The following is a 24154-nucleotide window of genomic DNA, read 5'->3' as shown; positions in this document are numbered from 1 at the left end:
GCTTCAACGGCGCAGCATGACCCAGTCGCGGTGCAGGTCGGCGCCGCAGGGGAACAGGGTTTCGCCGACCCTCACAAAGCCGTTGCGCTGGTAGAAACGGATCGCCCGGGCATTGTGTTCGTTGACGGTCAGGCGCAGGGGGCCGGGTTGTTGTGCCAGGGTCTGTGCCAGCAGGAACTGGGCGGCGCCACTGCCATGGTGGGCGGCATCCAGGTAGCAACGGGTCAGCTCGGCGATGCCGTCGGCACCGGCCACCCCGAGGTCCTGCGGGTGCAGGTTGACCAGGCTGTAGCCGATGACCCGGTTGTCATCGAGCAGCACCCGCAACTGTTTGCCGGGGGCTTCCAGCAGTGCGCTGAAATGTTCGGGCAGCAGGTTTTCCTGGATAAAGGCCTCGATCTCCGTTGCCGGGGTGTCCGGCGGGCAGGCGAGGGCAAAGGTCTGGCGGGCGATCTGGCTCAGGCGCTGGGTGTCGTCTTGCTGTGCGTTGCGCAAACATAGCGGCATGGCTCTGCTCCCTGAAGAAAAACGCCAGCATAGCCGGCCTGCGCGCGCTTCACTGGCCAGTCAGCCGGTTGCCACAGGATCACACCGCCCCTGTAGGAGCTGGATTGCCAGCGAAAGGGCCCGCAAGACCGCCTTCGCCGGCCAGCCGGCGGCTACAGGATGATGTAGTCGTTGTGCTGCACGATGCCCTGGTGAGGGCCCTTCACCAGGTGCACGTAGCGGCCGTCCGCCAGGTCGATGGGCAGGCAGTCGTCGACGTCCAGCAGGGCATCGGTGTGGGATTTGTGCCAGTGGGCAAGCATCTGCTGCTTGCCTTTGGCCTTGGCCTGCGCCTTGTCCCGGGCCACCACCAGCAGGTAACGGTGGGCTTCGCCGAAGGTCGCTGCTTCATAGCCGCCCAGGTTGATGAAGTACAGGCGCGGCGCATCCGCCGCCGGGGCCAGGGCGCTGAGTTCGAGCCTGTAGTCGTCGATACCGTCCACCCGCATCCATGAGTCGATGTGCAACCCCGCCGGGCTGCCGAACCAGCCTTCGCGCAGTTGCGGGTAGGCCGCTTCGAGGCTGTCGGCGACCACGAACTGCACATCATGGACTTCGATTTTCGCTCTGGGGTGCTTGCCCCCCAGCATCACCACAAACAGCATGCAGGCTCCTTGTTCCGGGCTAGGTGGTGGCGCGTGCCGCCACCGCGGGCGCACGTTTTACCTCAAGCCGGGCGCCGGGCCAAGGCCAACGGTGTCAGCGGCCATGCAACCGGCGGCTGTCCGCAGGGGCCTGGCAACGCTCTTGCAGTCCATAGTCGCGCAGCACCGTCGCCACCCGAAGCCGGTAGTCGGCAAATACCTCACCGCGGCCCCGGGCCTGCGCCTGGCGGTGGCATTCCAGGTTGCGCCACTGGGCCACGGCCTGCTCGTCACGCCAGAACGACAGGGACAGCAGTTTTTCCGGCTGGGCCAGGCTCTGGAAACGTTCGATGGAGATGAAACCGTCGATCTCCTCCAGCTGGTTTTTCAGCCCGGCCGCCAGCTCCAGGTAGGCGTCGCGCTGGCCCGAAGCTGGCAGTACTTCGAAGATCACCGCGATCATTGTTCGGCCTCCCCGCGGTCGCTGAACAGCGGAATGCGCCCGTTGACCGAGGCCTGGTACTGCCAGTCCAGGGCCAGTGCATCCAGGCCGGGGCCTTGCAGCAGGGCGTGCAACAGGCACCGGACTATGCCCAGGGCCAGCTCCCGGCCAGGGCAGCGGTGGGCTCCGGCGCCGAAGCTGAAGCCCTGATGCGCCGGGTTGCTGCCGGTAATGGCGGCTAGCGCCGGGTCCTGGTTGGCCGCGGCCAGCAGCACCAGAATGGTTTCGCCGGCTTGCAGTTCCACGCCGTGCACGGTGCAGGGTGCGGTGACGAAGCGCCGGGTGTTCTGCACCGGCGGGTCCAGGCGCTGGCGCTCCAGCAGCCAGTCGCCCAGCAGGCCCGGTTCCTGGCGCAGGCGCTGCTGCATGGCCGGTGCAGCCAGCAGGGCGACCAGGCTGTTGCCGACCAGGCCGGCGCAGGCGTCATGGGTCTGCGCCAGCAGGCCCGCCAGATTGGCCCGCAGGTCCGCTGGAGCAAGCTCACCACTGCGGTCGAGAATCTGCCGCAGCAGCGGGCTGTGTTGCGGGGCCTGCACCAGGGCCTGCATCTGCGCGTCCAGCTCCAGTGCTGCCCGGTCGGCGGCCTGCAATCGGGGCTGATCGCTCAGGGGCGAGAAGCAGGCGACGAATTCCCCGGTGCGCCGGGCGAGTGTTTCGCACTGTCCGGCGGGTACGCCAAGCAGGCTGGCCAGCAACGCCACCGGCAGTACGAACTGCCAGCGTTGCAGGTCGGCGGCGCAGGCCGGAGCCACGAGGGCCGGTTGCCACCTGGCCAGATGGGCCTCCAACCCGGCGGTACAGAGACCCTGCAAGGCCGGCTCGATGGCCGTACGCGGGCAACGCTGGCGCGGGCCATCGTTCATCCGCATCAGGCGGCCGAACAGTTGCCCGGCCGGCCTTCCGGCAATTGCCTGGGGTACCGGCTCGGTACTGGGGCGCACCTGGCAGGCCGGGTGGTCGAGCACCGCTGCCACCGCCGCGGCGCTGCTGGCGACCCATAGCCTGAGGGCGCAATCGTAGGTCAGGCCGCCCCGGGCGCGGAGGCGGGTGTAGTAGAAGTACGGGTCTGAGTGAGTAGCAGCGCTGATCGCGTCCATGATTTATCTCTTTGTTCTGCAGATATCCAGGCTGCTACTATCCTGACCCTTTCGAAGACACGATTCGTCAGGGAGCGAAATATGAATGTAGTGCAGAACGACATAGGGGTATCCCAAGTGGCGGCGGCCATCGCCGAGCCGGCGCGCACCCGCATGCTCTGTGCGCTGATGGACGGCCACGCACGCACCAGCACCGAGCTGGCGGCGATTGCCGAGGTCAGCACCTCTACCGCCAGCGCCCATCTGGCCAAGCTCAAGGAGGCGGGGCTATTGCGGGTGCAGGTCCAGGGCCGGCACCGTTACTACTGCCTCGGCGACCCGCTGGTGGCCCAGGCCCTGGAGGCGCTGATGGTGATCGGCCAGGGCCGCGCACCCAGCTTCACCCCGCGCACCCCGGACCGCCTGCAGTTCGCTCGTACCTGCTACGACCACCTGGCGGGCACCCTGGGGGTGCAGTTGCACGACCGGATGTTCGAGGCCGGCTGGCTGCTGGCGGCCGAGGAGGGCGAGGCCTACCGGGTCAGCGACAGCGGCGAAGAGTTTTTCCGCAGCCTGGGGATCGAGGTGGCCGGGCTCAAGGCCTTGCGTCGACGCTTTGCCTGCCCGTGCCTGGACTGGAGCATGCGCCGTCCGCACCTGGGGGGCGCCCTGGGGGCGGCGCTGTTGCAGGCCTTGCTGGAGCGCAAATGGCTGATCCGGGACCTGGACAGCCGCGCCCTGAGCCTGACCGGCACCGGCGGACGCTACATCAGCAAGCGCTTTGGCATGGCCCTGATCCAGCCGGCCCGGCCGCTGTCGTCCTCGGCCGTCATTGAATTGCAACGCCTCGGCGGCTGAAGCCTGCAAGCTCCAGTTCGAGAGCCCGGGCCGTGCATCATTCGGGCTGCAGGGCATCGAGCAGGTCGCGATCGAGCCCCAGCATGGCCTGTTCCAGGCGAGCCAGTGCGGCCTTGATCTCGGTGCTGGCGGCCCCCTGCAGGCAGGCTCGCTCCAGGTATTCGCATTCCTGGATCAGTACCTGCGCCTTGATGATTTGCGCCGCGCCGCGAATCCGGTGGGCCAGGTCGGCAACCCCCTGGTGGGTCTCGCTGGCCAGCTGCTCGCGGATGTCCATGAGGTCTTTCTGGTTGCTCTGGTGCAAGCCGCGCAGTACTCGCTGGATGACCTTGGGGTCGCCATTGGTGAGGTAGTCGAGCTGCTGGATGTCGTAGCGCTCGCGGGGGGGCTGCGATTGCACGCGGGGCAGGGCGGCCAGGGAGCGCAGGCGCAGATCGAGGTCGGGTAGGGCGATGGGCTTGAACAGGCAGCCGTTCATTCCGGCATCGCGGCAGCGCTGTTCCTCTTCGGGCTGGACATTGGCGGTAAAGCCGAGGATGTGCACGGGCGCGCTCTGCTGTTCGCGTTCGCTCGCGCGAATATGCCGGGCCAGTTGATAGCCGCTCATGACCGGCATGTTGCAGTCGGTGATGACCAGGTCGAAGCGCTCCTCTCGCCAGATCTTGAACGCCTCGGCGCCATTGCTCGCCTGGCTCAACGAGTAGCCGAGGTACTTCAACTGCTCGCAGAGCAACTGCCGGTTGGCCTGGCTGTCATCCACCACCAGGATGTGCAGCGCCTGCCGCGCGGCGACCGCTGGCGCGGCAGGCGGGAGCACGGTGGGGGCCTGCGGCAGAGCGGGCAGGCGGCTCAGGCGCAGTTGCACCCGCACCTCGGTGCCCAGCCCGGGCTGGCTGTGCAGGGTCAGGGTGCCGCCCATCATTTCGCACAGGGTGCGACAGATCATCAGCCCCAGGCCAGTGCCGGAACGGGCATCCTGATGCTGCCCGAGCACCTGGCTGAAAGGCTTGAACAGCTGTTGCAGATCGTCGGCGGCGATGCCGATGCCGCTGTCCTTGACCGTCAGCAGCAACGCCAGGTACTCCGGTTCGCTGGGCCCGGTTGCCAGGCGCACCTGTACACCGCCTTGCTGGGTGAACTTGATGGCATTGCTGATCAGGTTGGAGAGGATCTGCTTGAAACGCAGTGGATCCACCAGCACGTCGTCACCGGCGTGGCTGTCCAGCTCCAATTCCAGGCGCAGGCCCTTTTGCCGGGCCAGGCCGTCGAAGACCCGGAACACCGGCTCCGCCAGCCCCCGCAGGTTGGCCCGCTCCGGGCTCAGGCTCAGGTGGCCGCTCTCGATCCGGGCGATGTCGAGGATATCGCCGATCAGTTCCAGCAGGGTTTGCGCCGAACTGTAGGCCACCTCGATCGAGGGCCGGTCGAACTGGCCCTGATCGGCGCGCTTGAGCGCCAGTTCGAGCATGCCCAGCACCGCGCTCATGGGCGTGCGGATCTCATGGCTCATGGTGGCCAGGAAGGTGGTCTTGGCCCGGTTGGCCTTGTCTGCCTCATCCTTGGCCTGGGTCAGCTCTTGCAGCAGTTGCTGGCGTTCGCTGATGTCCAGCCAGCCGCCGATGATGCCCTGGATTTCGCCCTCGGCATTTCGATAGGGCAGCATCCAGTGGTAGATCCGCATCTCCTGGCCGCGGATATGCACCGTACGGTCGATCAGCAAGGGCGGGCCGCCGTCGAAGATGCTTTGGAAGTCCTTGGAGAACTGCTCGGCTTCGGGCACCGCCAATTGTTCGAGATCGGTCCCCAGCATGCTCTGGCGATCGGTGCCCATGCTCTTCAGGTAGCTGTCGTTGCAGATCACCAGGCGCCGCTTCAGGTCGCGCACGTAGATCGGGTTGGGCGTGCCGTTGATCAGTGCGTCCATGAAGCGCAACTGATCGTTGAGGGCGTGTTCGGCCTTTTCGCGCTGGCGAACCTGGCGTCGCATGGCGTAGCCCCAGGCCAGGGAGATCAGTAACAGGAGTATCGAACCGGCCCCGGCCAGGTAGAGGGTGGTGCGGTAGTCGCGCCAGGAGGGCGGGGCGACGGCGGCCTTGGAGCGCCAGCGATTGTTGAGCTCGGTAATGGCGTCGGGCGAGATGCTGCGCAGGGACTTGTCGATGATGCTGAACAACTCCAGCTGGTCACGGCGCACGGCAAAGGATTCATTGAGCAACGGCAGGTCGAGGGCTGGCCTGACCTTGAGCTGGTCCTCCTTGATGCGCGGCAGGTTGAAGCTGACGGCGATTTCCGCCTGCACCGTGCCGTCTGCCTTTTGGTCGCGCAGCAGCGACAGGGCTTCGAAGTTGGTCTGCACCTCTTTGATGCGGATCTGTGGATAGCGCTGGTGCAGCTGCGATACCAGGGCATGGCCGCTGCCGATCAGCAGGGTCTTGCCGGCCATGTCTTCGAGGCTTTTCGGCGCATCCGCGGCGTCGCTGGTGACCAGCATGTAGGGCCCGACCAGATAGGGCCGGGTGAATTGCAGGTAGGTTTCGCGCTCTGGGGTGCGCGCCCGGTCGGCAACCATCTGCACCTGGCCGTTGCGCACGGCCTCGTTGAGGTCCTTGAAGCTGGGCAGCGCCGTGATGTCGAAGCTCAGCCCGGTCTTGGCCTCCAGCATGGTCAGCAGGTCGGCGGTAATGCCCAGGTAATTGCCGTTGGCGTCGAAGTAGGACATTGGCGGCAGGTAGCGGTGAATGCCAATGCGCACCACCGGGTTTTTTTCGATCCAGCGCTGTTCCTCGACCGTCAGGCTGGTCTTCTCCATGCTCAGCAGCAGGCGGTCGCCCCAGCGATTGCGGATGCTGGTGCCCTGTTCCTTGTGGACCGCTTGCAACGCGTTGTCGAGCAGATGCTGCAAGCGTTGGTTGTCGGGGGCCACTGCAAAGCTGAAGCCGCTGGTGCTGGCCGGGCCGCTGTAGATGATCCGCAGGTAGTCGCTGTAGTTGCGCGAGATCAGAAACTGTGCCAGCACTGCGTCGCCAAGCAGCATGTCGGCATCGCCGAAGGCTACCGCGGCCATGGCCGCATCGGCACTGGCGTAGCTTTCGATCCGAGCCTTGGGGTACATGGCCTGGGCCACGGGCAGGCTGATACTGTCCAGGGAAATGGCCAGCCTGTACCCCTGCAAACCGTTTTTCAGCGACGGTGAATCCCCCAGGCGAGCGACCAGTGTCGGGCGATTGGCCAGATAGATCTGGCTGCGCAACAGTTGACGTCGCTCGGCCTCGCCCTGGGTGACGCTGCCCATGAAGTCGATCTCGCCCTTGGCCAGGGCGCTGAACACCTGCTCGCGGGTGGCATAGGCGCGAACGCTGATCTTCACGCCCAGGGCATCGCCCAGCAGGCCGGCATAGTCGGCGGTGATGCCTTCGTATTCCTTGGCTTCGTTGACCATTTCCAGCGGTGGCAGGTTTTGCTGCGAGGTGCCCAGAACCAGTTCACGCTTGTGGCGCAGCCATTGCCAATCGTCGCCGCTCAATGGCAGTGGCTGGTGGTGGGGAGATTCATAGTTGAGCAGTTGCAAGGAGGGCGCGGGGTCGGCCATCGCCGGGAGGCATGTCAGCCACATCAGCATGGGCAGGATGAAGCGAGGCATCGGGGCTCCTGAACGAATTACGGCACACGGGTGAGTCGAGAAGGAGTGGCAGGCTGTGTGGCCCGCCATACAAGGGCCTACCGTCAATGCTGGACGTTAGTGTAGATCACGGGAGGGCGCAGAAAAGCGGCCCATTTTCCTGGGTTGCCGGGGCTTGGGCAAGTGCGCTGCCGGGCGGTGGTCGGGCGTCCCTGGATCAGGGCTAGTGGCGGCCCGTCCTCAAGCCCGGGGCTGGACGCGTGTGGCAATAGTGGTAAAGCTGTGCGTCCTTCAACGTTGGCAGGGCCTTGCATGCTCATCGTTTTCAGCGGCTTGCCGGGCACCGGCAAGACCACCATCGCCCGTACCCTGGCGCCACACCTGGCGGCCACCTACCTGCGCATCGACAGCATCGAACAGGGCCTGCGTGACGCTGGCCTGGCGCAGGTGGGCAAGGCCGGCTACCAGATTGCCCTGCAACTGGCCGAGGCCAACCTGGCCCTGGGCAACCGGGTACTGGCCGACTGCGTCAATCCGGTGCAGGAAAGCCGCCAGGCCTGGCAGGCTCTGGCCAGCAGACAGGGGGTGAGGCTGCTGGAGATCGAGGTGGTGTGCTCCGATCTTGCGGAGCATCGGCGCCGGGTCGAGACCCGCCAGTTGGACGTGCCGGGCCTGCGCCCGCCCAGCTGGCAATCGGTGCTCGAGCATGACTATCAGCCCTGGGCGAGCTCGCCGCTGCGCCTGGACACCGCGCAGCTCTCACCGCAGCAGGCGCTGGCCCTGATTCTGGCGTGCCTGCCGGGCGCCTGAGGTTGCCGGGGGCAGCGGCGCCAAGTCTTTGAACCTTGATGGTGCGCTGATGGTCAGTGCTCAGGGCCCCGCGATGGCGCCTCAAGGCCGCGCTGTGGGGCGGCATTGGCCGGAAAACTCCCGATAACGGGGCAAAACATTCAGCGCGGGGGCTTTGTGCACCGATTCTGTTCGCGCAGAGCCGCGAACGGCGCCGGCTACGCTGCTGGGGCTTTGCTGCTGGGTGTTCTCCAGGTTTCTTTGTGTCTCTTTTTTGAATCTATTTGTCGCTAAACGGTCATTTTTGCCACGGGCCACCTCCGGGGCGGCGCACCGTGCATTTGCGGCATAGCGATTGCTATCACTCTTTCAGGGGGGCTGGGCCCCTCACGCTCGAAGCCGGGTCACGCACACACAGGGTTCAAATAAAAAGCCGTTCACGTCACGGCAAGGAGTTGGCTATGTCCCGCGCTTTCTTTGATGAAATGTATGCTGCCGATGGCGTCTGCCGGCCTCACTACCAGGGGTTTGCCCGCTGGCTGGCGGACACTCCTCTGGAACTTTTGGACCAGCGCCGGCGCGAAGCCGACCTGCTGTTCCACCGCGCCGGTATCACCTTCACCCTGTACGGCGACGAGCAGGGCACCGAGCGCCTGATTCCCTTCGACATCATTCCCCGCAGCATCAAGGCCAGCGAATGGCGCACCGTGGAGCGCGGCTGCATCCAGCGGGTGCAGGCGCTGAACCTGTTCCTCGCCGACCTCTATCACGGCCAGCGGATTCTCAAGGAAGGCATCATCCCCGCCGAACAGGTGCTGGCCAACGAGGGCTACCAGGTGGCGATGCAGGGACTGGACCTGCACCGCGGCATCTATGCCCATATCGCCGGGGTCGACCTGGTGCGCGACGGCGACGGCAGCTACTACGTGCTCGAAGACAACCTGCGCACCCCCAGCGGTGTCAGCTACATGCTCGAAGACCGCAAGATGATGATGCGCCTGTTCCCCGAACTGTTCGCCGCCCAGCGCATCGCGCCCATCGACCATTACCCGAACCTGCTGCTGGACACCCTGAAAAGCTCCAGCCCCCTGGATAACCCGACCGTGGTGGTGCTGACCCCGGGGCGCTTCAACAGTGCCTATTTCGAACATGCGTTCCTGGCCCGGGAGATGGGCGTGGAACTGGTGGAAGGCGCCGATCTGTTCGTGCGTGACGACCGGGTGTACATGCGCACCACCGCCGGTGCCCAGGCGGTGGACGTGATCTACCGACGCCTGGATGACGCCTACCTGGACCCGCTGTCGTTCAACCCCGATTCCATGCTCGGGGTGCCCGGGCTGATCGCCGCCTACCGCTGCGGCAACGTGGTGCTGGCCAATGCCGTGGGCACCGGGGTGGCCGACGACAAGTCGATCTACCCCTATGTGGACGAGATGATCCGCTTTTACCTCAGCGAGGAACCGATCCTCAAGAACGTGCCCACCTGGCAGTGCCGCAAGCCCGCCGAACTGTCCCACGTGCTGGCCAACCTGGCGCAGTTGGTGGTCAAGGAAACCCAGGGTTCCGGCGGCTACGGCATGCTGGTGGGGCCGGCGGCGACGGCGGCGCAGATCGAGGAATTCCGCGTGCGGATCAAGGCCCGGCCCGAGGCCTATATCGCCCAGCCGACCCTGTCGCTGTCCACCTGCCCGACCTTTGTCGAAAGCGGCATCGCGCCGCGGCATATCGACCTGCGGCCGTTCGTGCTTTCGGGCCGGGAAACCCGCCTGGTGCCCGGCGGCCTGACCCGGGTCGCGTTGCGCGAGGGCTCGCTGGTGGTCAACTCGTCCCAGGGCGGCGGGACCAAAGACACCTGGGTGGTGGAGGACTGAACCATGCTTTCAAGAACCGCAGCCGATCTGTACTGGATGTCCCGCTACCTGGAGCGTGCCGAGAACCTGGCACGCATGCTCGAAGTCAGTTACTCGCTGTCGTTGATGCCCCAGGCCGGGCGCGGCGACGGCCAGGCCGAACTGGCCATGTCGCTGCTGGCCGCCGGCACCCTGGACGATTACCACCAGCGCCACGGCGAACTCAACAGCGAGCGCATGCTGCATTTCTTCGCCCTCGACGAGAGCAACCCGGGCAGCATCTACTGCTGCCTGCGCGCGGCACGCAGCAATGCCCACGCGGTGCGCGGGCGGATCACCGCCGACATGTGGGAAAACATCAACGCCACCTGGCTGGAGATGCGCAACATCGCCCGCAACGGCCTGGGGCGCTATGGCATCAGCCAGTTCTGCGAGTGGGTCAAGGAGCGTTCGCACCTGTTCCGCGGCGCTACCGCCGGCACCATCATGCGCAACGATGCCTATCGCTTCATCCGCCTGGGAACCTTTATCGAACGCGCCGACAACACCCTGCGCCTGCTGGATGCGCGCTATGAAATGTTCGGCGAGGAGTCCGAGGAGGTCAGCGACGATTCGGCCCGCGGCTACTACCAGTGGAGCGCCTTGCTCCGCGCCTTGTCCTCCTTCGAGGCGTTCAACGAGATCTACCGCAATGCCCCGGGGGCCGAGCAGGTGTCCGAAATGCTGCTGCTGCGCGCCGATGTGCCGCGCTCGCTGCACGCCTGCGTCGAGGCGCTGGACCAGATCCTCGCCGCCCTGCCGGGGGACAACGGCCGCCCGGCCCAGCGCCTGGCCGCCGAGCTGAATGCGCGGCTGCGCTACACCGGGATCAACGAGATTCTCGACTCCGGGCTGCACCAGTGGCTGACCGACTGCATCGCTCAGATCCGCCACCTGGGGCAAACCGTGCACGAGTCCTATCTGGAGGTGGTATGAAACTGTCCATTCGTCACGACACGACCTACAGCTACACCGATGAAGTCTGCACCAGCATCCAGTTCCTGCGCCTGACGCCCCAGAACAGCCTGCGCCAGCAGATCCTCCAATGGCACCTGGAGCTGCCGCGGCGGGTGCGTGCCCAGCGCGATCCCTACGGCAACATCCTCCACGTCATGACCCTGGACGAGCCCCACGGCGCGATCGTCCTCAGCGCTTTCGGCGAAGTGCAGATCGACCCGCTGCGCGAAGTGGAGGGCGACAGCCAGTCGCCGCTGCCGTTCCTGCGCAGCAGCCACCTGAGCAAGGCCGACCCGGCCCTGAGCGACTTTGCCCGACAGCATTGTGGCGAGCGCCGCGATCGCGCCGCGCTGATCGAGCTGATGCAGGCCCTGGCCGAGCACATGCCCTACAGCCCTGGCGCCACCGGGGTCGGCAGCACCGGCGCGCAAGCCTTTGCCGGCGGCGCCGGCGTCTGCCAGGACCACACCCATGCGTTCCTGGCCTGCGCCCGCAGCCTGGGCATACCGGCGCGCTACGTGTCCGGCTACCTGTGCACCGAGGACCAGAGCCACCTGGCCAGCCATGCCTGGGCCGAAGCCTGGCTGGATGACGGCTGGTACAGCTTCGACGTGACCAACCGCCTGGACCGCCCCGAGCGCCACCTGAAACTGGCGGTGGGCCTGGATTATCTGGACGCCTGCCCGGTACGCGGCATGCGTCGCGGTGGCGGGGCGGAGCAGATGCACGCGCAGGTGCAGGTCAGTTCCATGATGCAGGTGCAGCATCAATAGGCGCGCCGGGCTCAGTCGCGCCCCATGGCTTGGCGGCGGTATTCATCCGGGGTGGTGCCCATCATCCGCCGGAACATGCTGATAAAGGCCGAGGCGCTGCTGTAGCCCAGGTCCAGGCCGATGCTTTCCACGGTCCGTCCCTGTTCCAGCAGGGCCAGGGCCTGCACCACTTTCAGGCGCTGGCGCCATTCCACCAGTGACATGCCCAGCTCGCGCTGGCTGCGCCGCATCAGCGTGCGTTCGCTGGTGTTGGCGGCATGGGCCAGTTGCGGCAGCGAGCGCGGGTCGCCGGGGTTGGCCTTGAGGGTGCGCAGCACCGGGCCCAGCAGCGGGTCGTCGGAAGAGGGCAGGTAGCTGCCGGCGCAGGAGGCATGCCCCAGCTTGTCCACCAGCACCTGCAGCAGGCGCTGTTGCTCGTCGCTCTGGGGCAGGCCCGGTGGCGCCTGGCGCAAGTCGTCCAGGAGCGCCAGGACCAGCGGGCTGAGGCTCAGGGCGCAGTGCCGGGCGGGCAGGGCGGTGCACAGCTCGGGCGCCAGGTACAGCGAGCAGTGGCAGGCTTCGTGGCGGTTGAAGCCCATATGCTCGACATTCGGCGGCAGCCAGATGCCGTACTGCGGCGGCGCCAGGTAATGGTGGTCACCCAGCTCGATTTCCATCACCCCGCTGTAGGCATAGACGAACTCGCCCCACGGATGGCGGTGGCGCGGGTAGGTGGCGTGGGCCGGCAGATTGGCCGCGCGAAAGAAGATCGGCGCCGGCAGGGCTTCGCTGAAAGGCGGCAGGTGCAACTGTTGCGCGGCTTTGTTCATGTCGGGCACCGGTTGGCGGATAAGTGCTATGGGCTGGCGGATTAAAACTATATCTAGGAAAACTGTCAGGCGGACAATCCTTCATCACGTTTTCTCGATGAAGGATCTGCCATGGCCACTCGCCAACCCCTGGATGCCACCGCCTGCAGCCTGATGGTTGGCCTGTGCGCGATCTGGGGCCTGCAGCAGGTGGCGCTCAAGGCCACTGCGTCGGACATCGCCCCGGTGCTGCAGATTGCCCTGCGCTCCGGCGGCGCGGCGCTGCTGGTGGGCCTGCTGATGTGCTGGCGCGGCGAGCGCCTGGGGCTGGGTGACGGCCATTGGCGCCCGGGCCTGCTGGTGGGCGGGCTGTTCGCCCTGGAGTTTCTGCTGGTGGGTGAAGGGCTGCGCTACACCACGGCCTCGCACATGGCGATCTTTCTCTATACCGCGCCGATCTTCGCCGCCCTGGGGCTGCACTGGCTGATGCCGGCCGAGCGGTTGAAACCCGCGCAGTGGCTGGGTATCGGCGTGGCCTTTGGTGGCATAGTCGTGGCCTTTAGCGGCCCCGCCGCGGCCGGGCACGGCGGTGGCAGCCATGTGCTGCTGGGGGATTTTCTCGGGGTGCTGGGCGGGGTCGCCTGGGGCGCGACCACCGTGGTGGTGCGCTGTTCGCGGCTAGCCTCCAGCCCCACCACCCGGACCCTGCAGTATCAACTGCTGGGGGCCTTTGTCTGGCTCGGGCTGGCGGCGCTGCTGACCGATCAGACCAGCATCCGTTTCACTCCGTTGGTGGTCGCCAGCCTGGGCTTTCAGGTGTTGGTGGTGTCGTTCGCCAGCTTCCTGATCTGGTTCACCCTGCTGCGCCGCTACCCGGCCTCGCGGTTGGGCGTGCTGTCGTTCATGACCCCGCTGTTCGGCATCGGTTTCGGGGTCTGGCTGCTGCATGAGCCGCTGGAGCCGAACTTCATTTTCGGCGCGTTGCTGGTGCTGGCGGGGATTGTCATGGTCAGCGGCTACGAATGGCTGCGCCAGCGTTTCAAGCGCAATCGCGAAAGCCCGGTGGCGCCGCGCAGTTCTTGAACGCCCGGGCGCTGGCAAGTCGGCTCCTGCCAGCGAGACCGTTCCCGGGACGATTCAGCGTTTCGCCGCTTCAAGGGCGTTGCGAATGTCTTCCTGCAACTGGCGGGCACCGCTGCAGGCAGGGTCGGCGGGGCCGTGCTTGCAGGATTTATCCAGCACCTTCAGCGCCAGATCGGCGTCGGGCGCTACGCCTATGCCCCGGCTCAGGTGGAAGCCGTACATGGTGCAGGCCCAGGGGTCATCCAGCTCACAGGCCTTGTTGAAGGTCTGCACTGCACAGTGCCGGGTGCCCTGGCTGTCGGCGTCGGCCGTGAGCATGCCGGCGGCGCGGTTGGTGCAGCCGGAGACCAGGCCCAGGCTGCAAGCGCGCTGGTACAGCGGTTCATAGCCTTCGGCAGGCCCTTTGGCCTGTTGCAGGGTGGTTGCCAGCCAGTAGCAATCGTTGCCGTCGCCGGCTTCGCAGCGCTGCAGGCAGGCCCCCAGCTGCTCCGGGGTTTCGCAGCGGTTGGCCTGCGTGGCCCGTATCGCGGCCCTGGCCGGCATGTTGTCGCCGGGGCATTGCCTGGCCTGGGCCTGCCAGTCCTGACGGGCCTGGACTTTGGCGTACAGGGCAGCGATCAGTTCCTGGTCGGTGGGCGCGGCGCTGGCGGCAATGCTCGACAGCAAGGCCATGCCGAACAGGCAGAAACGGTAGAGGCGATGCATGGGGCAGAGTCCTTTCCAGGGGGCGTGGGCGCGGGGGTATCTTAAGGATTTTCGCCAATAGCTCCAGGCTGCCGACGGGGTGGCGAGAGGTTTTTTTTCAATTTGCCCCCTGCAGCTCTCTTGTGGTCCCGGGGTTTTTCTCTGTACTGTATATAAAAACAGTATCCGGGCCTAGCCATGCAACTGATCGACAAGCTGAGCATCCTCGCCGACGCCGCCAAGTACGACGCTTCCTGCGCCAGCAGCGGCGCGCCCAAGCGCAGTTCCGAAGGCAAGAGCGGGCTGGGTTCGAGCAATGGCATGGGCATCTGCCACAGCTATACGCCGGACGGGCGCTGCGTCTCGCTGCTCAAGGTGCTGCTGACCAATTTCTGCCTCTACGACTGCCAGTACTGCGTCAATCGCCGTTCCAGCGACGTACCCCGGGCACGCTTCAGCCCCGAGGAAGTCGTGCACCTGACCCTGGATTTCTACCGGCGCAATTGCGTCAGCGGGCTGTTCCTCAGCTCGGGGATCATCCGCTCGGCGGACTACACCATGGAGCAACTGGTGCAGGTGGCCAGGCTGCTGCGCGAAGAGCACGAGTTCCGTGGCTACATCCACCTCAAGACCATCCCCGACGCCGATCCGTTGCTGATCGAGCAGGCCGGGCGCTACGCCGACCGCCTCAGCGTCAACGTCGAGCTGCCCACCGACCAGGGCCTCAAGGCCCTGGCCCCGGAAAAGCACCTGGGTTCGATCAAGCAGGCCATGGGCACCATCTATACCGGCGAGCAGACGGTGCTCAACGAGCCCCGGGCGCCGCGCTTCGCCCCGGCCGGGCAGAGCACCCAGATGATCGTCGGCGCCGATGACACCGACGACAGCACCATCCTCCACAGCGCCGAGGCGCTGTACGGCAACTTCCGCCTGCGCCGGGTCTATTACTCGGCCTTCAGCCCGATTCCCAACAGCCCGAAAAGCGTACCCCTGGCCGCGCCACCGCTGATGCGCGAGCACCGCCTGTACCAGGCCGACTTCCTGCTGCGCGGCTATGGCTTCAGCGCCAACGAACTGTTCCAGGGGCCGGGGCACCTGGCCCTGGACATGGACCCCAAGCTGGCCTGGGCCCTGGACAACCGCAGCGTGTTTCCCCTGGACCTGAACCGTGCCGAACCGGCGCTGATCTCGCGCATTCCGGGGATCGGCCTGCGCACTACCCAGCGCCTGGTGGAACTGCGCCGCGAGCGGCGTATCCGCTACGAGGACCTGGCGCGCATGCGCTGTGTGCTGAGCAAGGCCAGGCCGTTCTTTATCACCAGCGACTATCACCCGCAGCAGGCGGAGACCAGCAGCACGCTGCTCTACCAGCAACTGCGGGAACGCCCGCAACCGCAGCAGATGGGGCTCTGGGGATGATCAGCCTGGACTGTGACGACCTGTTCGACACCTGGCGCCAGCAGGCGCGCTGGCTGCTCAGCCATTCCATCGACCCGAGCCGGGTCAGTTGGTCCGGGACGCAGGAGGCCGATCTGTTCGCCAGCGATGAGGCTTGCCCTGAGCAGCCCGGTCCGTTTCGTGCACGGATTCCCCTGGCCCTGCTGGAGCTGCTGGAACGGGCCGCCTGCTATCGCGGCGAGCAGCGCTGGAGCCTGTTGTACGAGGTGCTGTGGCGGGTCAGCCATGGCGACCGCACGGCCATGCTCAGCGGCGATCAACTGGGCAGCGAGTTGCAGCGGCGAATCAAGCAAGTCGACCGCGAGACCCATCACCTGCATGCCTTCGTGCGCTTCGTAAGCTTGCCCGCGGGCCGCTCACAGCTGGCCGAGCAGCCTGAATACGTGGCCTGGCACGAGCCGGCCCACGACATCCTGGCCCAGGCCAGCCGGCATTTCATCGGGCGCATGGGGCGCCACCGCTGGATGATCGCCACGCCCCGGGACGGGGTGTATTTCGACGGTACGCAACTGCACCACCAGAGGCGCTGCCCCAGCGCCTGGCGGCAACTGGCCCAGGCCGGCGAAGACCCCGGGGGCGAGCTGTGGCTGGCCTACTACAGCCATATCTTCAACCCGGCGCGGCTCAACCCCCGGGTGATGCAGGGGCACTTGCCGGCGCGCTTCTGGAAGCACCTGCCGGAGGGGCCGCTGATTCCGGCACTGATCAACCAGGCTCGCCACGGCAAACAGCGCGACGGGCAGGCCAGCCAGGTGGCAGCCCGGCCAGGCAAGCGGATCGGCCAGCCGCGCGGCGATAGCGCTGGGCAGGCCCCAGGGCCTTCCCTGACAATGAGCGGCTTTGAACAATGAGGCAGGCAGCCAATGGATGACGGCTTGGATGACGGCAAGGGCATTACCGAGGAATTCTGGTCGAAGGGAGTGACTGACGACGCGAAGATGATGTGGCGGGTGGGCAGCCGCGGCGTGACCTTCCTGGCGGCGCTGCTGCTGCCCAAGACCGGGTTCAAGGTCGTGGACATCGCGGTTGGAGTGCTGACCATGCTGATCCCCTTGCTGGTGATCGAAACCCAGAGGGCCTATTCGAAGTTTTCCCCCGGGTTCCTCGCCTGGGTGATCCGCATCAGTGTGTTTGCCAGCGGTGTGGCCATGGCCAGCCTGGGGCTGGTGGTCTACTTCGGGGTCGTGATGCCTTTGGTTTCAGCGGTGGGCATGCATTTTTTTCAACAGAGCGCCAGCCTCCAGTCCCAGGGGCAGAGCGGGGTGGAACTGGTCGGTTTCTGGTGGATGGCGGCTGTCACCGGCTTTGCCGTGATGTATGCAGTGTTCAAGAACTTTCGCGAGACCAAGGTGTTCGAGATCGTCTATCACCTGCCACGCAACGGCGTGAGGCAGCTCATGCAGGAGCGGCCGCTGCGCGCCAGCAATTGGCCGATGTTCGTCTGGTTCGAGCTCTGCGTGTTGATCGCGAGCTTTTTCTACACCTTGATGGCATCCCAGGCCGCGTTGCTGGTGGTGGATGGGTCGCGACGGGTACTGGCGCTGTTCGGTATCGGCCTCTAGCACCGAACCTGCCTTCGTCATGACGAAGGCAGGTTGCGCAGGCCGCGACGGGCTCAGCCCCGGCGCGGTTCGGCGGTCATCAGAAGCTGTACTTGAAGCTGGTCATCAGGTTGCGCGGTGCACCGTAGTTACCGTAGGAACCCGCGTTGCTGTAGTAGGTGCGATCGAACAGGTTGTTCAGGTTGAGGGAGGCACTGAGGTTGCGGCTGATGTCATAGCGTGTCATCAGGTTGGTTACCGCGTAGCTGCCCTGGGTGAAGGTGTGCAGGTCGCCGCCGATCTTGCTCTGCCAGTTGACTCCTGCGCCCACGGTCAGCTTGTCCAGCGGACCTTGCAGGCGATAGCTGGTGAAGGTCTTGAAGCTGTTGCGCGGTACACCGGTGGTGATCCTCTGGTCATCAGCGTCAGTGGTGACCGAGTAGGTGTAGCCGGCGGAGGCTTGCCAGCCTTCGGCCAGCTCACCGTTGAACTCCAGTTCCACGCCCTTGGAGGTGGTGTCCTGCTCGGAGCTGTAGACGTTGTCGTGCTGCCAGATCGCCAGGTTGTCCTGTTGCAGCTTGTACAGCGCCAGGCTGGAGTTCAGGCGGCCGTCGAAGTGGCTGCCCTTGATCCCGACTTCGTAGCCCTTGCCTTCCATCGGGTCCAGGGGCTTGTTGTCTTCGCTGCGCACCCAGGACGCCTGGGGGTTGAAGATGCTGGTGTAGCTGGCGTACACCGACCAGGTGTCGTCGAGGTCGTAGACCACCCCGGCGTAAGGAATGAACACGCCGTTTTCTTCACGCTTGACCTTGGTTTCGTCGCCGCCGTAGGGGCGGTCGGAGCTGTCGCTGCTCCAGTTGATGACCCGGCTACCGAGGATCAGGCTCAAGTCGTCGGTCAGGCTCAGGCGCGAGGTCAGGTAGGCGGCGTACTGGTTTTCATCGATCGACGCCTTGCCGCTCACGTTCTGACTGGGCTTGGGCGAGTGGCCGTCCCAGTCGAACAGGTTGTCGATGGGGCCGGCAGGGGAGCCGGCGTAGTCATAGCGCCAGCCGCCCCAGCTCGGGGTGCGCTCCTTGTATTGGGACAGGGTCATGCCGCCGATCAGCTCATGCTCGCGGCCGAACAGGCTGAAGGGGCCGGTGAGGTAGAGGTCGAGGTTGTCCTGGCGCGGGGTACCGGAGAAACGCACCGGCAGTTGGGTAAGGCCGCTGCCGTCCTTGTTGACCGAGCCCATGGCGAAGTTGAACAGCTCGTCGAACTGGTTCTCGGCGTGGGTGAACTCCACCTTGCCGCTCCAGCCGTTGCCCAACTGCTGTTCGATGGAGGCGAAGTAACTGGTCTGCTGGTGGTCGTTGTAGGACCAGTCCGGGGAGGTGTTGGTGGAGCGCTTGAAGTCGGTACGCTCACCGCTGCTGAAACGCGTCGGCAGGCCGGTGCGTAGCGGCGAGTCGACGTCGGTGCGCTGGTAGCTCAAGCCCAGGGTCAGCAGGGTGTCCTCGCTGAGGTCGAACTCACTGATGCCGTACAGCAGTTGGGTCTGTTGTTTGAAACGGTCGACCCAGGCGCTTTCGGTCTTGTAGTCGGCCACCAGGCGCCCGCGCACATTGCCGCTGTCGGTCAGTGGGCCGGAGACGTCGACCCCGCCGCCATAGCGGTCCCAGGTGCCGGCCTGGCCGGTGATACTGGCCTGGGCCTCGCTGGTAGGGCGCTTGCGGATCAGGTTGATGGTCGCCGACGGGTTGCCCATGCCACTGATCAGGCCTGTGGCGCCGCGCACCACTTCCACCCGGTCGTACATGGCCATGCTCTGGGAGTAGTTGTCCAGGCGGGTGTTGGTGGGGACGCCGTCGATCTCGTAGTTCTGGATGGCGAAGCCTCGGGACCAGTAGCTGTCGGTTTCCGCCCCCAGGCCGTCGCGGGTGACGATGATCCCCGGGGTGGCTTCCAGGGTGTCGGTGAGGGTGCTGAGGTTCTGGTCGTCCAGGCGCTGGCGGGTCATCACGGTGATCGACTGCGGGGTCTCCCGGGGCGTCAGGTTCAAGCGTGTGGAACTGCTGGAGGAATAGGTGGTGTATTCGCCGGTGCCTTCGGTGGTGGAGCCCGGCGCCTTGCCGGAGATCGATACTGGGCTCAACTCCAGGCTGGCACCGTTGCCGCGGGTTTGCAGGGAGTAGTCGCCGTTGGCGCCGCGCACCGCTTGCAGCCCGGTGCCGCTGAGCAGCAGGGCCAGGCCGCTGTCGACATCATGTCGGCCGCGCAGCCCGGGGCTGCTGCGGCCCTCGGTCAGGCTCGCCGGGTAGGACAGCAAAATGTGCGCGCTCTGGCCGAAGCGGGTGAGGGCGCTGGCCAGGTTGCCGGGGGCAATATCGAACTCGACCTGGGCCTGTTCTGCTGCCAGCGCCCAGGTGGGCAACAGCGCGGTCGCGGTGCTTGCGCCAAGGCAGACCAGGCCCTGGGCCACGGCGCCGGCCAGATTCTGCTTGAGTGAAAAGGTTCGGTGGCGGCGCTGCGTTACTGCAGATGACATGTGTTGCTCCCCATGCAAATGAATGTTCTGGGGGGTAAGTCTCGCCAGCACGAAAAACAGACCACCTTGTTGCAACATTATTTTCAGCTCAGGGCGGTATGGGGCTTGAGGGTGACCCAGTAGCGAGTGAACTGGCGCACCTCCAGTTGCAGGGTCCGGGCCACGGCGAACAGCACGCGGTCGGTGTCGGCCAGGGGGAAGGTGCCGGAAACCTTCAACTGGGCGAGGCTTGGATCGCAGCCCAGGTGCCCGTGACGGTAGCGGCCCAGTTCTTCCAGGAACTGCGCCAGGGCCTGGCCCTGGGCCACCAGCATGCCCTGGCTCCAGGCCGGTTGCGTGGCGTTCTGTGCCTGGCGCAGCAGCAAGCCCTGGCGGTTGAAGCGTGCCTGTTCGCCGGCTCCCAGGGACAGTGCTGGCTGCCCGCCATCCCGGGGGCGCAGGGTGAGGTTGCCCTGGTACACCGACAGTTCGGTGCGCCCGGCCAGCTGGCGCACACTGAAGCGTGCTGTGCTGGTTTCAATCCAGCCTTCGGCGGTTTCCACGTGGAGGGCCGGGAGCGAATCCTGGCGTGCCAGGGTCAGCAGCAGTTCGCCACGCAGTAGCTTGATGCGCCGTTGCTCGCGGTCGAAACGCAGGGCAATGGCGGTATCGGTGTTGAGCTGGACCCGGGTCTGGTCCGCCAGGGTGATACGCCGCTGTTGGCCGACCCGGGTGCTGTAGTCGGCACTCCAGTCCTGTACCAGGGCTGTGTCCCGCGCGGCCCAGGCACCGGCGCCGGTGACCAGCAGCAGCCCCAGTTGCTTGAGGGCACGACGGCGGCCGAGGTTTGGCACCAGGGTGGCCCGGGCCAGCTCGCTGTGGCCCTGGCTGCGCACCTGCTGCAGGCGTTGAGCTAGGGTTTCGGCCCGTTGCCAGGCTTTTTCGTGCAAAGGGTGGGCCTGGCGCCAGCGGTGCCAGGCGGCGAGGGTGGCGGCACTGACCTGGGGTTCCTGCAGGTCCAGTTGCCATTGCATGGCCTGTTCGGCCATGGCGATGTCGATGGACTGGGGTTCTGCATTTGCGTTGCTGCTCAGTGGATGATTCACAGCGAGCCCAGGCTGTCGTCGAGAAGGATGCACTGGGCACCGGCCTTGATGATGTAGCGCTTGACCGTGGTCACCGAGACTTGCAGGCGCTCGGCGATCTGCTCATGGCCCAGGCCCTCGAGTTGCCACCAGAGGAATGCCTGGCGCACCGCAGGTTCCTGACGTTCAAGCACGGCGTCCAGCTGCATCAGGGTTTCCAGGAGGATGGCCTGGGTTTCCAGGTCCGGCACCACGTGCGCGGGGACGTGCTGCAAGGCCTCCAGATAGGCCCGCTCCAGCTTCTGGCGCCGGTAGTGGTTGCTCAGCACGCTCTGCGCCACCTTCGCCAGGAAGCTGCGGGGCGCCTGGATCTGCACCGGCTCAGGCTTGGCCAGTAGCCGCAGGAAGGTGTCCTGGGCCAGGTCGGCAGCGCTGTGGGAACAATTCAGTCGCAGGCGCAGCCAGTTCTTCAGCCACTGATGTTGCTGGCGATACAGCTGGGTCAGATCGCTGGCTTGGGCGGGAGCAGGCATGGCGGAAAATTACCGGGGTCGGGAGGCTGCAAATGATAACGCTTATCATATAGATCGTTGCCAGAGCTCCGCAAGAAAAGTCTGACGCTGGTCTGCCCGGAACGAAGAGGCAGATTCCAGGCATGAAAAAGCCCGCCCCTGGCAACCAGGGGCGGGCTCGGCTGAAGCAGGGGGGGAATCAGACCTTGACGATCCAGCCCGCTGGCGCTTCGACGTCGCCGGTCTGCACACCGGTCAGCTCTTTGTAGAGCTTCTGGGTGATCGGGCCGACTTCTTTTTCGCTGTAGAACACGTGCAGCTTGTTCTGGTACTCGATGCCGCCGATCGGCGTGATCACCGCGGCAGTACCGCAGGCACCGGCTTCCTTGAAGTCCGCCAGCTTGTCGATGAACACGTCGCCTTCGACCACTTCCAGGCCCAGGCGGGTCTTGGCCAGCTCGATCAGCGACAGGCGGGTGATGCCCGGCAGAACCGATGGCGAGTTGGGGGTGACGAATTTGTCGTCGTGAGTGATGCCGAAGAAGTTGGCCGAACCCACTTCCTCGATCTTGCTGTGGGTCAGCGGGTCGAGGTAGATGCAGTCGGCGAAGCTGGCCTTCTTGGCCTGGGCGCCGGGCATCAGGCTGGCGGCGTAGTTGCCACCGACCTTGGCCGCGCCGGTGCCCTGAGGCGCCGCGCGGTCGTAGCTGGAGATCAGGAAGTTGTGCGGGGTCAGGCCGCCCTTGAAGTAGGCGCCGACCGGGATGGCGAAGATCGAGAAGATGAACTCCGGCGCGGTGCGCACGCCGATGTTGTCGCCGACGCCGATCACGAATGGGCGCAGGTACAGCGCGCCGCCGGTGCCGTAGGGCGGGATGAAGCGTTCGTTGGCCTTGACCACGGCCTTGCAGGCTTCGATGAACTGTTCGGTGGAGACCTGCGGCATCAGCAGGCGGGCGCAGCTGCGCTGCATGCGTGCGGCGTTCTGGTCCGGACGGAACAGGTTGATCGAACCGTCCTTGCAGCGGTAGGCCTTCAGGCCTTCGAAACATTGCTGGCCATAGTGCAGGGCGGTGGAGCCCTCGCTGATGTGCAGCACATTGTCTTCAGTCAGGGTGCCTGCGTCCCACTCGCCGTTACGCCAGTGCGACAGATAGCGCTTGTCTGTCTTGATGTAGTCAAAACCCAGCTTGTCCCAATTGATGCTTTCGTTACCCATGACACCCTCTATCGCTTAACAACCGTCGGAACGGCTCAAGGCTTCTGACGTTTTTTTGGATGGGCACAACAATACTGCATTCCGGGGGCGTGCCGCATCCCGGACGATGGGAGGGGGCGCAAAAAAACTTAGCCTGCTTATGAAGCTTCCCCCCTAACAGCCCCATACCCCCTGTAGGAGCGAGCTTGCTCGCGAAGGCCCCGGCGCGGACGCTTGGCTATCCCCGTCAGCCCTTTCGCGAGCAAGCTCGCTCCTACCTGGGCACTGTCCTGTGTGCCCCTTGAGTGGTTACAGATGCAGGGCGTGGCCCAGTGCCCGTAGCGCCGCTTCCTGGACCGCTTCACCCAGGGTCGGGTGGGCGTGGATGGTGCCGCCGATGTCTTCCAGGCGCGCGCCCATTTCCAGGGATTGGCCGAACGCCGTGGACAATTCGGAGACTCCGACTCCCACTGCCTGCCAGCCGACAATCAGGTGATTGTCACTTCGGGCCACCACCCGCACGAAACCGCTTTTCGATTCCAGGGTCATGGCCCGGCCATTGGCCGCGAACGGGAAGCTGCTGACGATGCAATCCAGGCCGGCAGCGCGGGCCTCGTCCGGGGTCTTGCCCACCACCACCAGTTCCGGGTCGGTGAAGCACACCGCGGGGATCGCTGCCGGGTTGAATTCCCGGTGCTTGCCGGCGATCAGCTCGGCGACCATCTCGCCCTGGGCCATGGCCCGGTGCGCGAGCATCGGCTCACCGCTCAGGTCGCCGATGGCCCAGACGTTGCGCATGCTGGTCTGGCACCGGTGGTCGATCTTGATGGCCGCGCCGTTCATGTCCAGGTTCAGGCTTTCCAGGTTCCAGCCCTGGGTGTTGGGCTTGCGGCCCACGGCCACCAGCACCTGGTCGGTGGCCAGGTTCAGGGTATCGCCATTGGGTTCGCGTACCTGCAGGCTGCTGCTGGCGGCATCGAAGCCCAGCACGCTGTGCTTGAGGTAGAGCTTGATCCCCAACTGCTTCACCGAGTCCAGCACCGGCTGGGTCAGTTCGCCGTCGTAGGCGGGCAGGATACGTTCCTGGGCCTCCACCACGCTGACTTCGACCCCGAGCTTGCGGTAGGCGATGCCCAGTTCCAGGCCGATGTAGCCGCCGCCGACCACGGTCAGGCGCTTGGGCAGGGTCTTGGGTGCCAGGGCCTCGGTGGAGGAAATGATCGGCCCGCCGATGGGCAGCATCGGCAGGTTGACGCTTTTCGAACCGGTGGCCAGCAGCAGGTGCTCGCACTGGATGCGGGTATCGGCGCCTTCGATTTCCACGGTCTTGCCGTCGATGACCCTGGCCCAGCCCTGAATCACCTGGACCTTGTTTTTCTTCAGCAGCGCGGCGACCCCGGTGGTCAGGCGGTCGACGATGCCGTCCTTCCATTCCACGCTCTTGCCGATGTTCAGGGTTGGCGCCGCCACTTCGATGCCCAGGGCCGAGCCCTGGCTGTGGTGGCGGGTCTGGTGGAACTGCTCGGCGACATGGATCAGCGCCTTGGACGGGATGCAACCGATGTTCAGGCAGGTGCCGCCCAGGGACTGGCCCTCCACCAGAATGGTGGAGATGCCCAGCTGGCCGGCGCGGATGGCCGCCACATAACCGCCAGGGCCGCCGCCGATGATCAACAGTTGGGTATTGAGAGTCTGTTGCATGT

General features: G+C 65.6%; 21 protein-coding genes. 9 read left to right on the top strand and 12 right to left on the bottom strand.

Going from position 1 to position 24154, the window contains the following annotated elements; genetic code table 11:
* Positions 1-3: 3 nt before the first annotated feature.
* From BLS75_RS06535 to BLS75_RS06520, 4 genes are all read right to left on the bottom strand, one after another.
* On the bottom strand, positions 4-507 hold the full coding sequence (locus BLS75_RS06535; protein WP_011060808.1) for a GNAT family N-acetyltransferase: 504 nt from the start codon (positions 505-507) through the stop codon (positions 4-6).
* Positions 508-659: 152 nt separating this feature from the next.
* Positions 660-1151 (bottom strand): DUF1543 domain-containing protein, encoded by a 492-nt coding sequence (locus BLS75_RS06530; protein WP_019094385.1) that lies wholly within the window; start codon positions 1149-1151, stop codon positions 660-662.
* Between the two features lie 94 nt (positions 1152-1245).
* Positions 1246-1593, bottom strand: a complete 348-nt coding sequence (locus BLS75_RS06525; protein WP_015635252.1) for an antibiotic biosynthesis monooxygenase family protein — start codon at positions 1591-1593, stop codon at positions 1246-1248.
* On the bottom strand, positions 1590-2729 hold the full coding sequence (locus BLS75_RS06520) for a cytochrome P450 family protein (protein ID WP_072452300.1): 1140 nt from the start codon (positions 2727-2729) through the stop codon (positions 1590-1592). Before BLS75_RS06520 ends, BLS75_RS06525 begins: the two co-directional genes overlap by 4 nt.
* Before the next feature lie 81 nt (positions 2730-2810).
* Between BLS75_RS06520 and BLS75_RS06515 the strand changes: the two genes are divergently transcribed.
* Complete coding sequence (locus BLS75_RS06515; RefSeq protein ID WP_072452299.1) at positions 2811-3566, top strand: ArsR/SmtB family transcription factor; 756 nt, start codon at positions 2811-2813, stop codon at positions 3564-3566.
* A 37-nt stretch (positions 3567-3603) separates the two neighbouring features.
* Here the strand turns inward: BLS75_RS06515 and BLS75_RS06510 are convergent, their stop codons facing one another.
* Complete coding sequence (locus BLS75_RS06510; RefSeq protein WP_072452298.1) at positions 3604-7206, bottom strand: transporter substrate-binding domain-containing protein; 3603 nt, start codon at positions 7204-7206, stop codon at positions 3604-3606.
* 291 nt (positions 7207-7497) lie between these two features.
* Here BLS75_RS06510 and BLS75_RS06505 point away from each other — a divergent pair, with 291 nt between their 5' ends.
* From BLS75_RS06505 to BLS75_RS06490, 4 genes are all read left to right on the top strand, one after another.
* A complete protein-coding gene (locus tag BLS75_RS06505; RefSeq protein WP_047336485.1) occupies positions 7498-7995 on the top strand; it encodes a P-loop nucleotide/nucleoside kinase family protein in 498 nt (165 codons plus the stop codon).
* 440 nt (positions 7996-8435) lie between these two features.
* Positions 8436-9845 carry a circularly permuted type 2 ATP-grasp protein gene (locus BLS75_RS06500; RefSeq protein ID WP_011060815.1) on the top strand — a complete coding sequence of 470 codons (1410 nt, stop codon included), beginning with the start codon at positions 8436-8438 and terminating at the stop codon, positions 9843-9845.
* 3 nt (positions 9846-9848) lie between these two features.
* Complete coding sequence (locus tag BLS75_RS06495) at positions 9849-10799, top strand: alpha-E domain-containing protein (protein WP_072452297.1); 951 nt, start codon at positions 9849-9851, stop codon at positions 10797-10799.
* Positions 10796-11593: a transglutaminase family protein gene (locus BLS75_RS06490; RefSeq protein WP_011060817.1), complete on the top strand. Its 798-nt coding sequence runs from the start codon at positions 10796-10798 to the stop codon at positions 11591-11593. Before BLS75_RS06495 ends, BLS75_RS06490 begins: the two co-directional genes overlap by 4 nt.
* Positions 11594-11604: 11 nt before the next feature.
* On the opposite strand, the gene BLS75_RS06485 is transcribed toward BLS75_RS06490, so the two are convergent.
* The gene (locus BLS75_RS06485; RefSeq protein ID WP_019094321.1) at positions 11605-12402 is read right to left on the bottom strand and encodes an AraC family transcriptional regulator; all 798 of its coding nucleotides are present in this window, start codon (positions 12400-12402) and stop codon (positions 11605-11607) included.
* Between the two features lie 111 nt (positions 12403-12513).
* On the opposite strand from BLS75_RS06485, the gene BLS75_RS06480 reads away from it, so the two are divergent.
* Positions 12514-13464 (top strand): DMT family transporter, encoded by a 951-nt coding sequence (locus BLS75_RS06480; RefSeq protein ID WP_072452296.1) that lies wholly within the window; start codon positions 12514-12516, stop codon positions 13462-13464.
* A 54-nt stretch (positions 13465-13518) separates the two neighbouring features.
* Here BLS75_RS06480 and BLS75_RS06475 read toward each other — a convergent pair whose 3' ends face one another.
* Positions 13519-14169: an SEL1-like repeat protein gene (locus BLS75_RS06475; protein WP_019094320.1), complete on the bottom strand. Its 651-nt coding sequence runs from the start codon at positions 14167-14169 to the stop codon at positions 13519-13521.
* Positions 14170-14346: 177 nt separating this feature from the next.
* Between BLS75_RS06475 and BLS75_RS06470 the strand changes: the two genes are divergently transcribed.
* The 3 genes from BLS75_RS06470 to BLS75_RS06460 are packed head-to-tail and all read left to right on the top strand — an operon-like array spanning position 14347 to position 17168.
* Entirely contained in the window at positions 14347-15567 is a 1221-nt protein-coding gene (locus tag BLS75_RS06470; protein WP_019094319.1) for a putative DNA modification/repair radical SAM protein, read from the top strand.
* A complete protein-coding gene (locus tag BLS75_RS06465; protein WP_072452295.1) occupies positions 15564-16457 on the top strand; it encodes a TIGR03915 family putative DNA repair protein in 894 nt (297 codons plus the stop codon). Before BLS75_RS06470 ends, BLS75_RS06465 begins: the two co-directional genes overlap by 4 nt.
* Before the next feature lie 12 nt (positions 16458-16469).
* Positions 16470-17168, top strand: a complete 699-nt coding sequence (locus tag BLS75_RS06460) for a hypothetical protein (protein ID WP_072452294.1) — start codon at positions 16470-16472, stop codon at positions 17166-17168.
* A 79-nt stretch (positions 17169-17247) separates the two neighbouring features.
* Here the strand turns inward: BLS75_RS06460 and BLS75_RS06455 are convergent, their stop codons facing one another.
* The 5 genes from BLS75_RS06455 to lpdA form a co-directional block, all read right to left on the bottom strand.
* Positions 17248-19677 carry a TonB-dependent siderophore receptor gene (locus tag BLS75_RS06455; RefSeq protein ID WP_083533739.1) on the bottom strand — a complete coding sequence of 810 codons (2430 nt, stop codon included), beginning with the start codon at positions 19675-19677 and terminating at the stop codon, positions 17248-17250.
* An 83-nt stretch (positions 19678-19760) separates the two neighbouring features.
* On the bottom strand, positions 19761-20762 hold the full coding sequence (locus BLS75_RS06450) for a FecR domain-containing protein (protein WP_239690644.1): 1002 nt from the start codon (positions 20760-20762) through the stop codon (positions 19761-19763).
* The gene (locus tag BLS75_RS06445; protein WP_011060825.1) at positions 20759-21274 is read right to left on the bottom strand and encodes a sigma-70 family RNA polymerase sigma factor; all 516 of its coding nucleotides are present in this window, start codon (positions 21272-21274) and stop codon (positions 20759-20761) included. The genes BLS75_RS06450 and BLS75_RS06445 overlap by 4 nt, the downstream gene beginning before the upstream one ends.
* A 178-nt stretch (positions 21275-21452) precedes the next feature.
* Positions 21453-22472: a branched-chain amino acid aminotransferase gene (locus BLS75_RS06440; RefSeq protein WP_011060826.1), complete on the bottom strand. Its 1020-nt coding sequence runs from the start codon at positions 22470-22472 to the stop codon at positions 21453-21455.
* Between the two features lie 288 nt (positions 22473-22760).
* Positions 22761-24152 (bottom strand): dihydrolipoyl dehydrogenase, encoded by a 1392-nt coding sequence (lpdA, locus tag BLS75_RS06435; RefSeq protein WP_041117646.1) that lies wholly within the window; start codon positions 24150-24152, stop codon positions 22761-22763.
* Between the last annotated feature and the right edge of the window lie 2 nt (positions 24153-24154).

The sequence above is a fragment of the Pseudomonas sp. NFPP12 genome (assembly GCF_900103205.1).
GTDB classification, from domain to species: Bacteria; Pseudomonadota; Gammaproteobacteria; order Pseudomonadales; family Pseudomonadaceae; genus Aquipseudomonas; species Aquipseudomonas protegens.
This window is presented reverse-complemented; position numbering and strand designations above follow the sequence as displayed.

Excerpts from the sequence above, each read along its gene's own strand:
- BLS75_RS06465 (WP_072452295.1), top strand. The coding sequence starts at position 15,564 with ATGATCAGCCTGGACTGTGACGACCTGTTCGACACCTGGCGCCAGCAG.
- BLS75_RS06445 (WP_011060825.1), bottom strand. The coding sequence starts at position 21,274 with ATGCCTGCTCCCGCCCAAGCCAGCGATCTGACCCAGCTGTATCGCCAG.
- BLS75_RS06535 (WP_011060808.1), bottom strand. The coding sequence starts at position 507 with ATGCCGCTATGTTTGCGCAACGCACAGCAAGACGACACCCAGCGCCTG.
- BLS75_RS06515 (WP_072452299.1), top strand. The coding sequence starts at position 2,811 with ATGAATGTAGTGCAGAACGACATAGGGGTATCCCAAGTGGCGGCGGCC.
- BLS75_RS06480 (WP_072452296.1), top strand. The coding sequence starts at position 12,514 with ATGGCCACTCGCCAACCCCTGGATGCCACCGCCTGCAGCCTGATGGTT.
- BLS75_RS06485 (WP_019094321.1), bottom strand. The coding sequence starts at position 12,402 with ATGAACAAAGCCGCGCAACAGTTGCACCTGCCGCCTTTCAGCGAAGCC.
- BLS75_RS06455 (WP_083533739.1), bottom strand. The coding sequence starts at position 19,677 with ATGTCATCTGCAGTAACGCAGCGCCGCCACCGAACCTTTTCACTCAAG.
- BLS75_RS06500 (WP_011060815.1), top strand. The coding sequence starts at position 8,436 with ATGTCCCGCGCTTTCTTTGATGAAATGTATGCTGCCGATGGCGTCTGC.
- BLS75_RS06440 (WP_011060826.1), bottom strand. The coding sequence starts at position 22,472 with ATGGGTAACGAAAGCATCAATTGGGACAAGCTGGGTTTTGACTACATC.
- BLS75_RS06510 (WP_072452298.1), bottom strand. The coding sequence starts at position 7,206 with ATGCCTCGCTTCATCCTGCCCATGCTGATGTGGCTGACATGCCTCCCG.
- BLS75_RS06525 (WP_015635252.1), bottom strand. The coding sequence starts at position 1,593 with ATGATCGCGGTGATCTTCGAAGTACTGCCAGCTTCGGGCCAGCGCGAC.
- BLS75_RS06490 (WP_011060817.1), top strand. The coding sequence starts at position 10,796 with ATGAAACTGTCCATTCGTCACGACACGACCTACAGCTACACCGATGAA.
- lpdA (WP_041117646.1), bottom strand. The coding sequence starts at position 24,152 with ATGCAACAGACTCTCAATACCCAACTGTTGATCATCGGCGGCGGCCCT.
- BLS75_RS06530 (WP_019094385.1), bottom strand. The coding sequence starts at position 1,151 with ATGCTGTTTGTGGTGATGCTGGGGGGCAAGCACCCCAGAGCGAAAATC.
- BLS75_RS06470 (WP_019094319.1), top strand. The coding sequence starts at position 14,347 with ATGCAACTGATCGACAAGCTGAGCATCCTCGCCGACGCCGCCAAGTAC.
- BLS75_RS06460 (WP_072452294.1), top strand. The coding sequence starts at position 16,470 with ATGGATGACGGCTTGGATGACGGCAAGGGCATTACCGAGGAATTCTGG.
- BLS75_RS06475 (WP_019094320.1), bottom strand. The coding sequence starts at position 14,169 with ATGCATCGCCTCTACCGTTTCTGCCTGTTCGGCATGGCCTTGCTGTCG.
- BLS75_RS06495 (WP_072452297.1), top strand. The coding sequence starts at position 9,849 with ATGCTTTCAAGAACCGCAGCCGATCTGTACTGGATGTCCCGCTACCTG.
- BLS75_RS06505 (WP_047336485.1), top strand. The coding sequence starts at position 7,498 with ATGCTCATCGTTTTCAGCGGCTTGCCGGGCACCGGCAAGACCACCATC.
- BLS75_RS06520 (WP_072452300.1), bottom strand. The coding sequence starts at position 2,729 with ATGGACGCGATCAGCGCTGCTACTCACTCAGACCCGTACTTCTACTAC.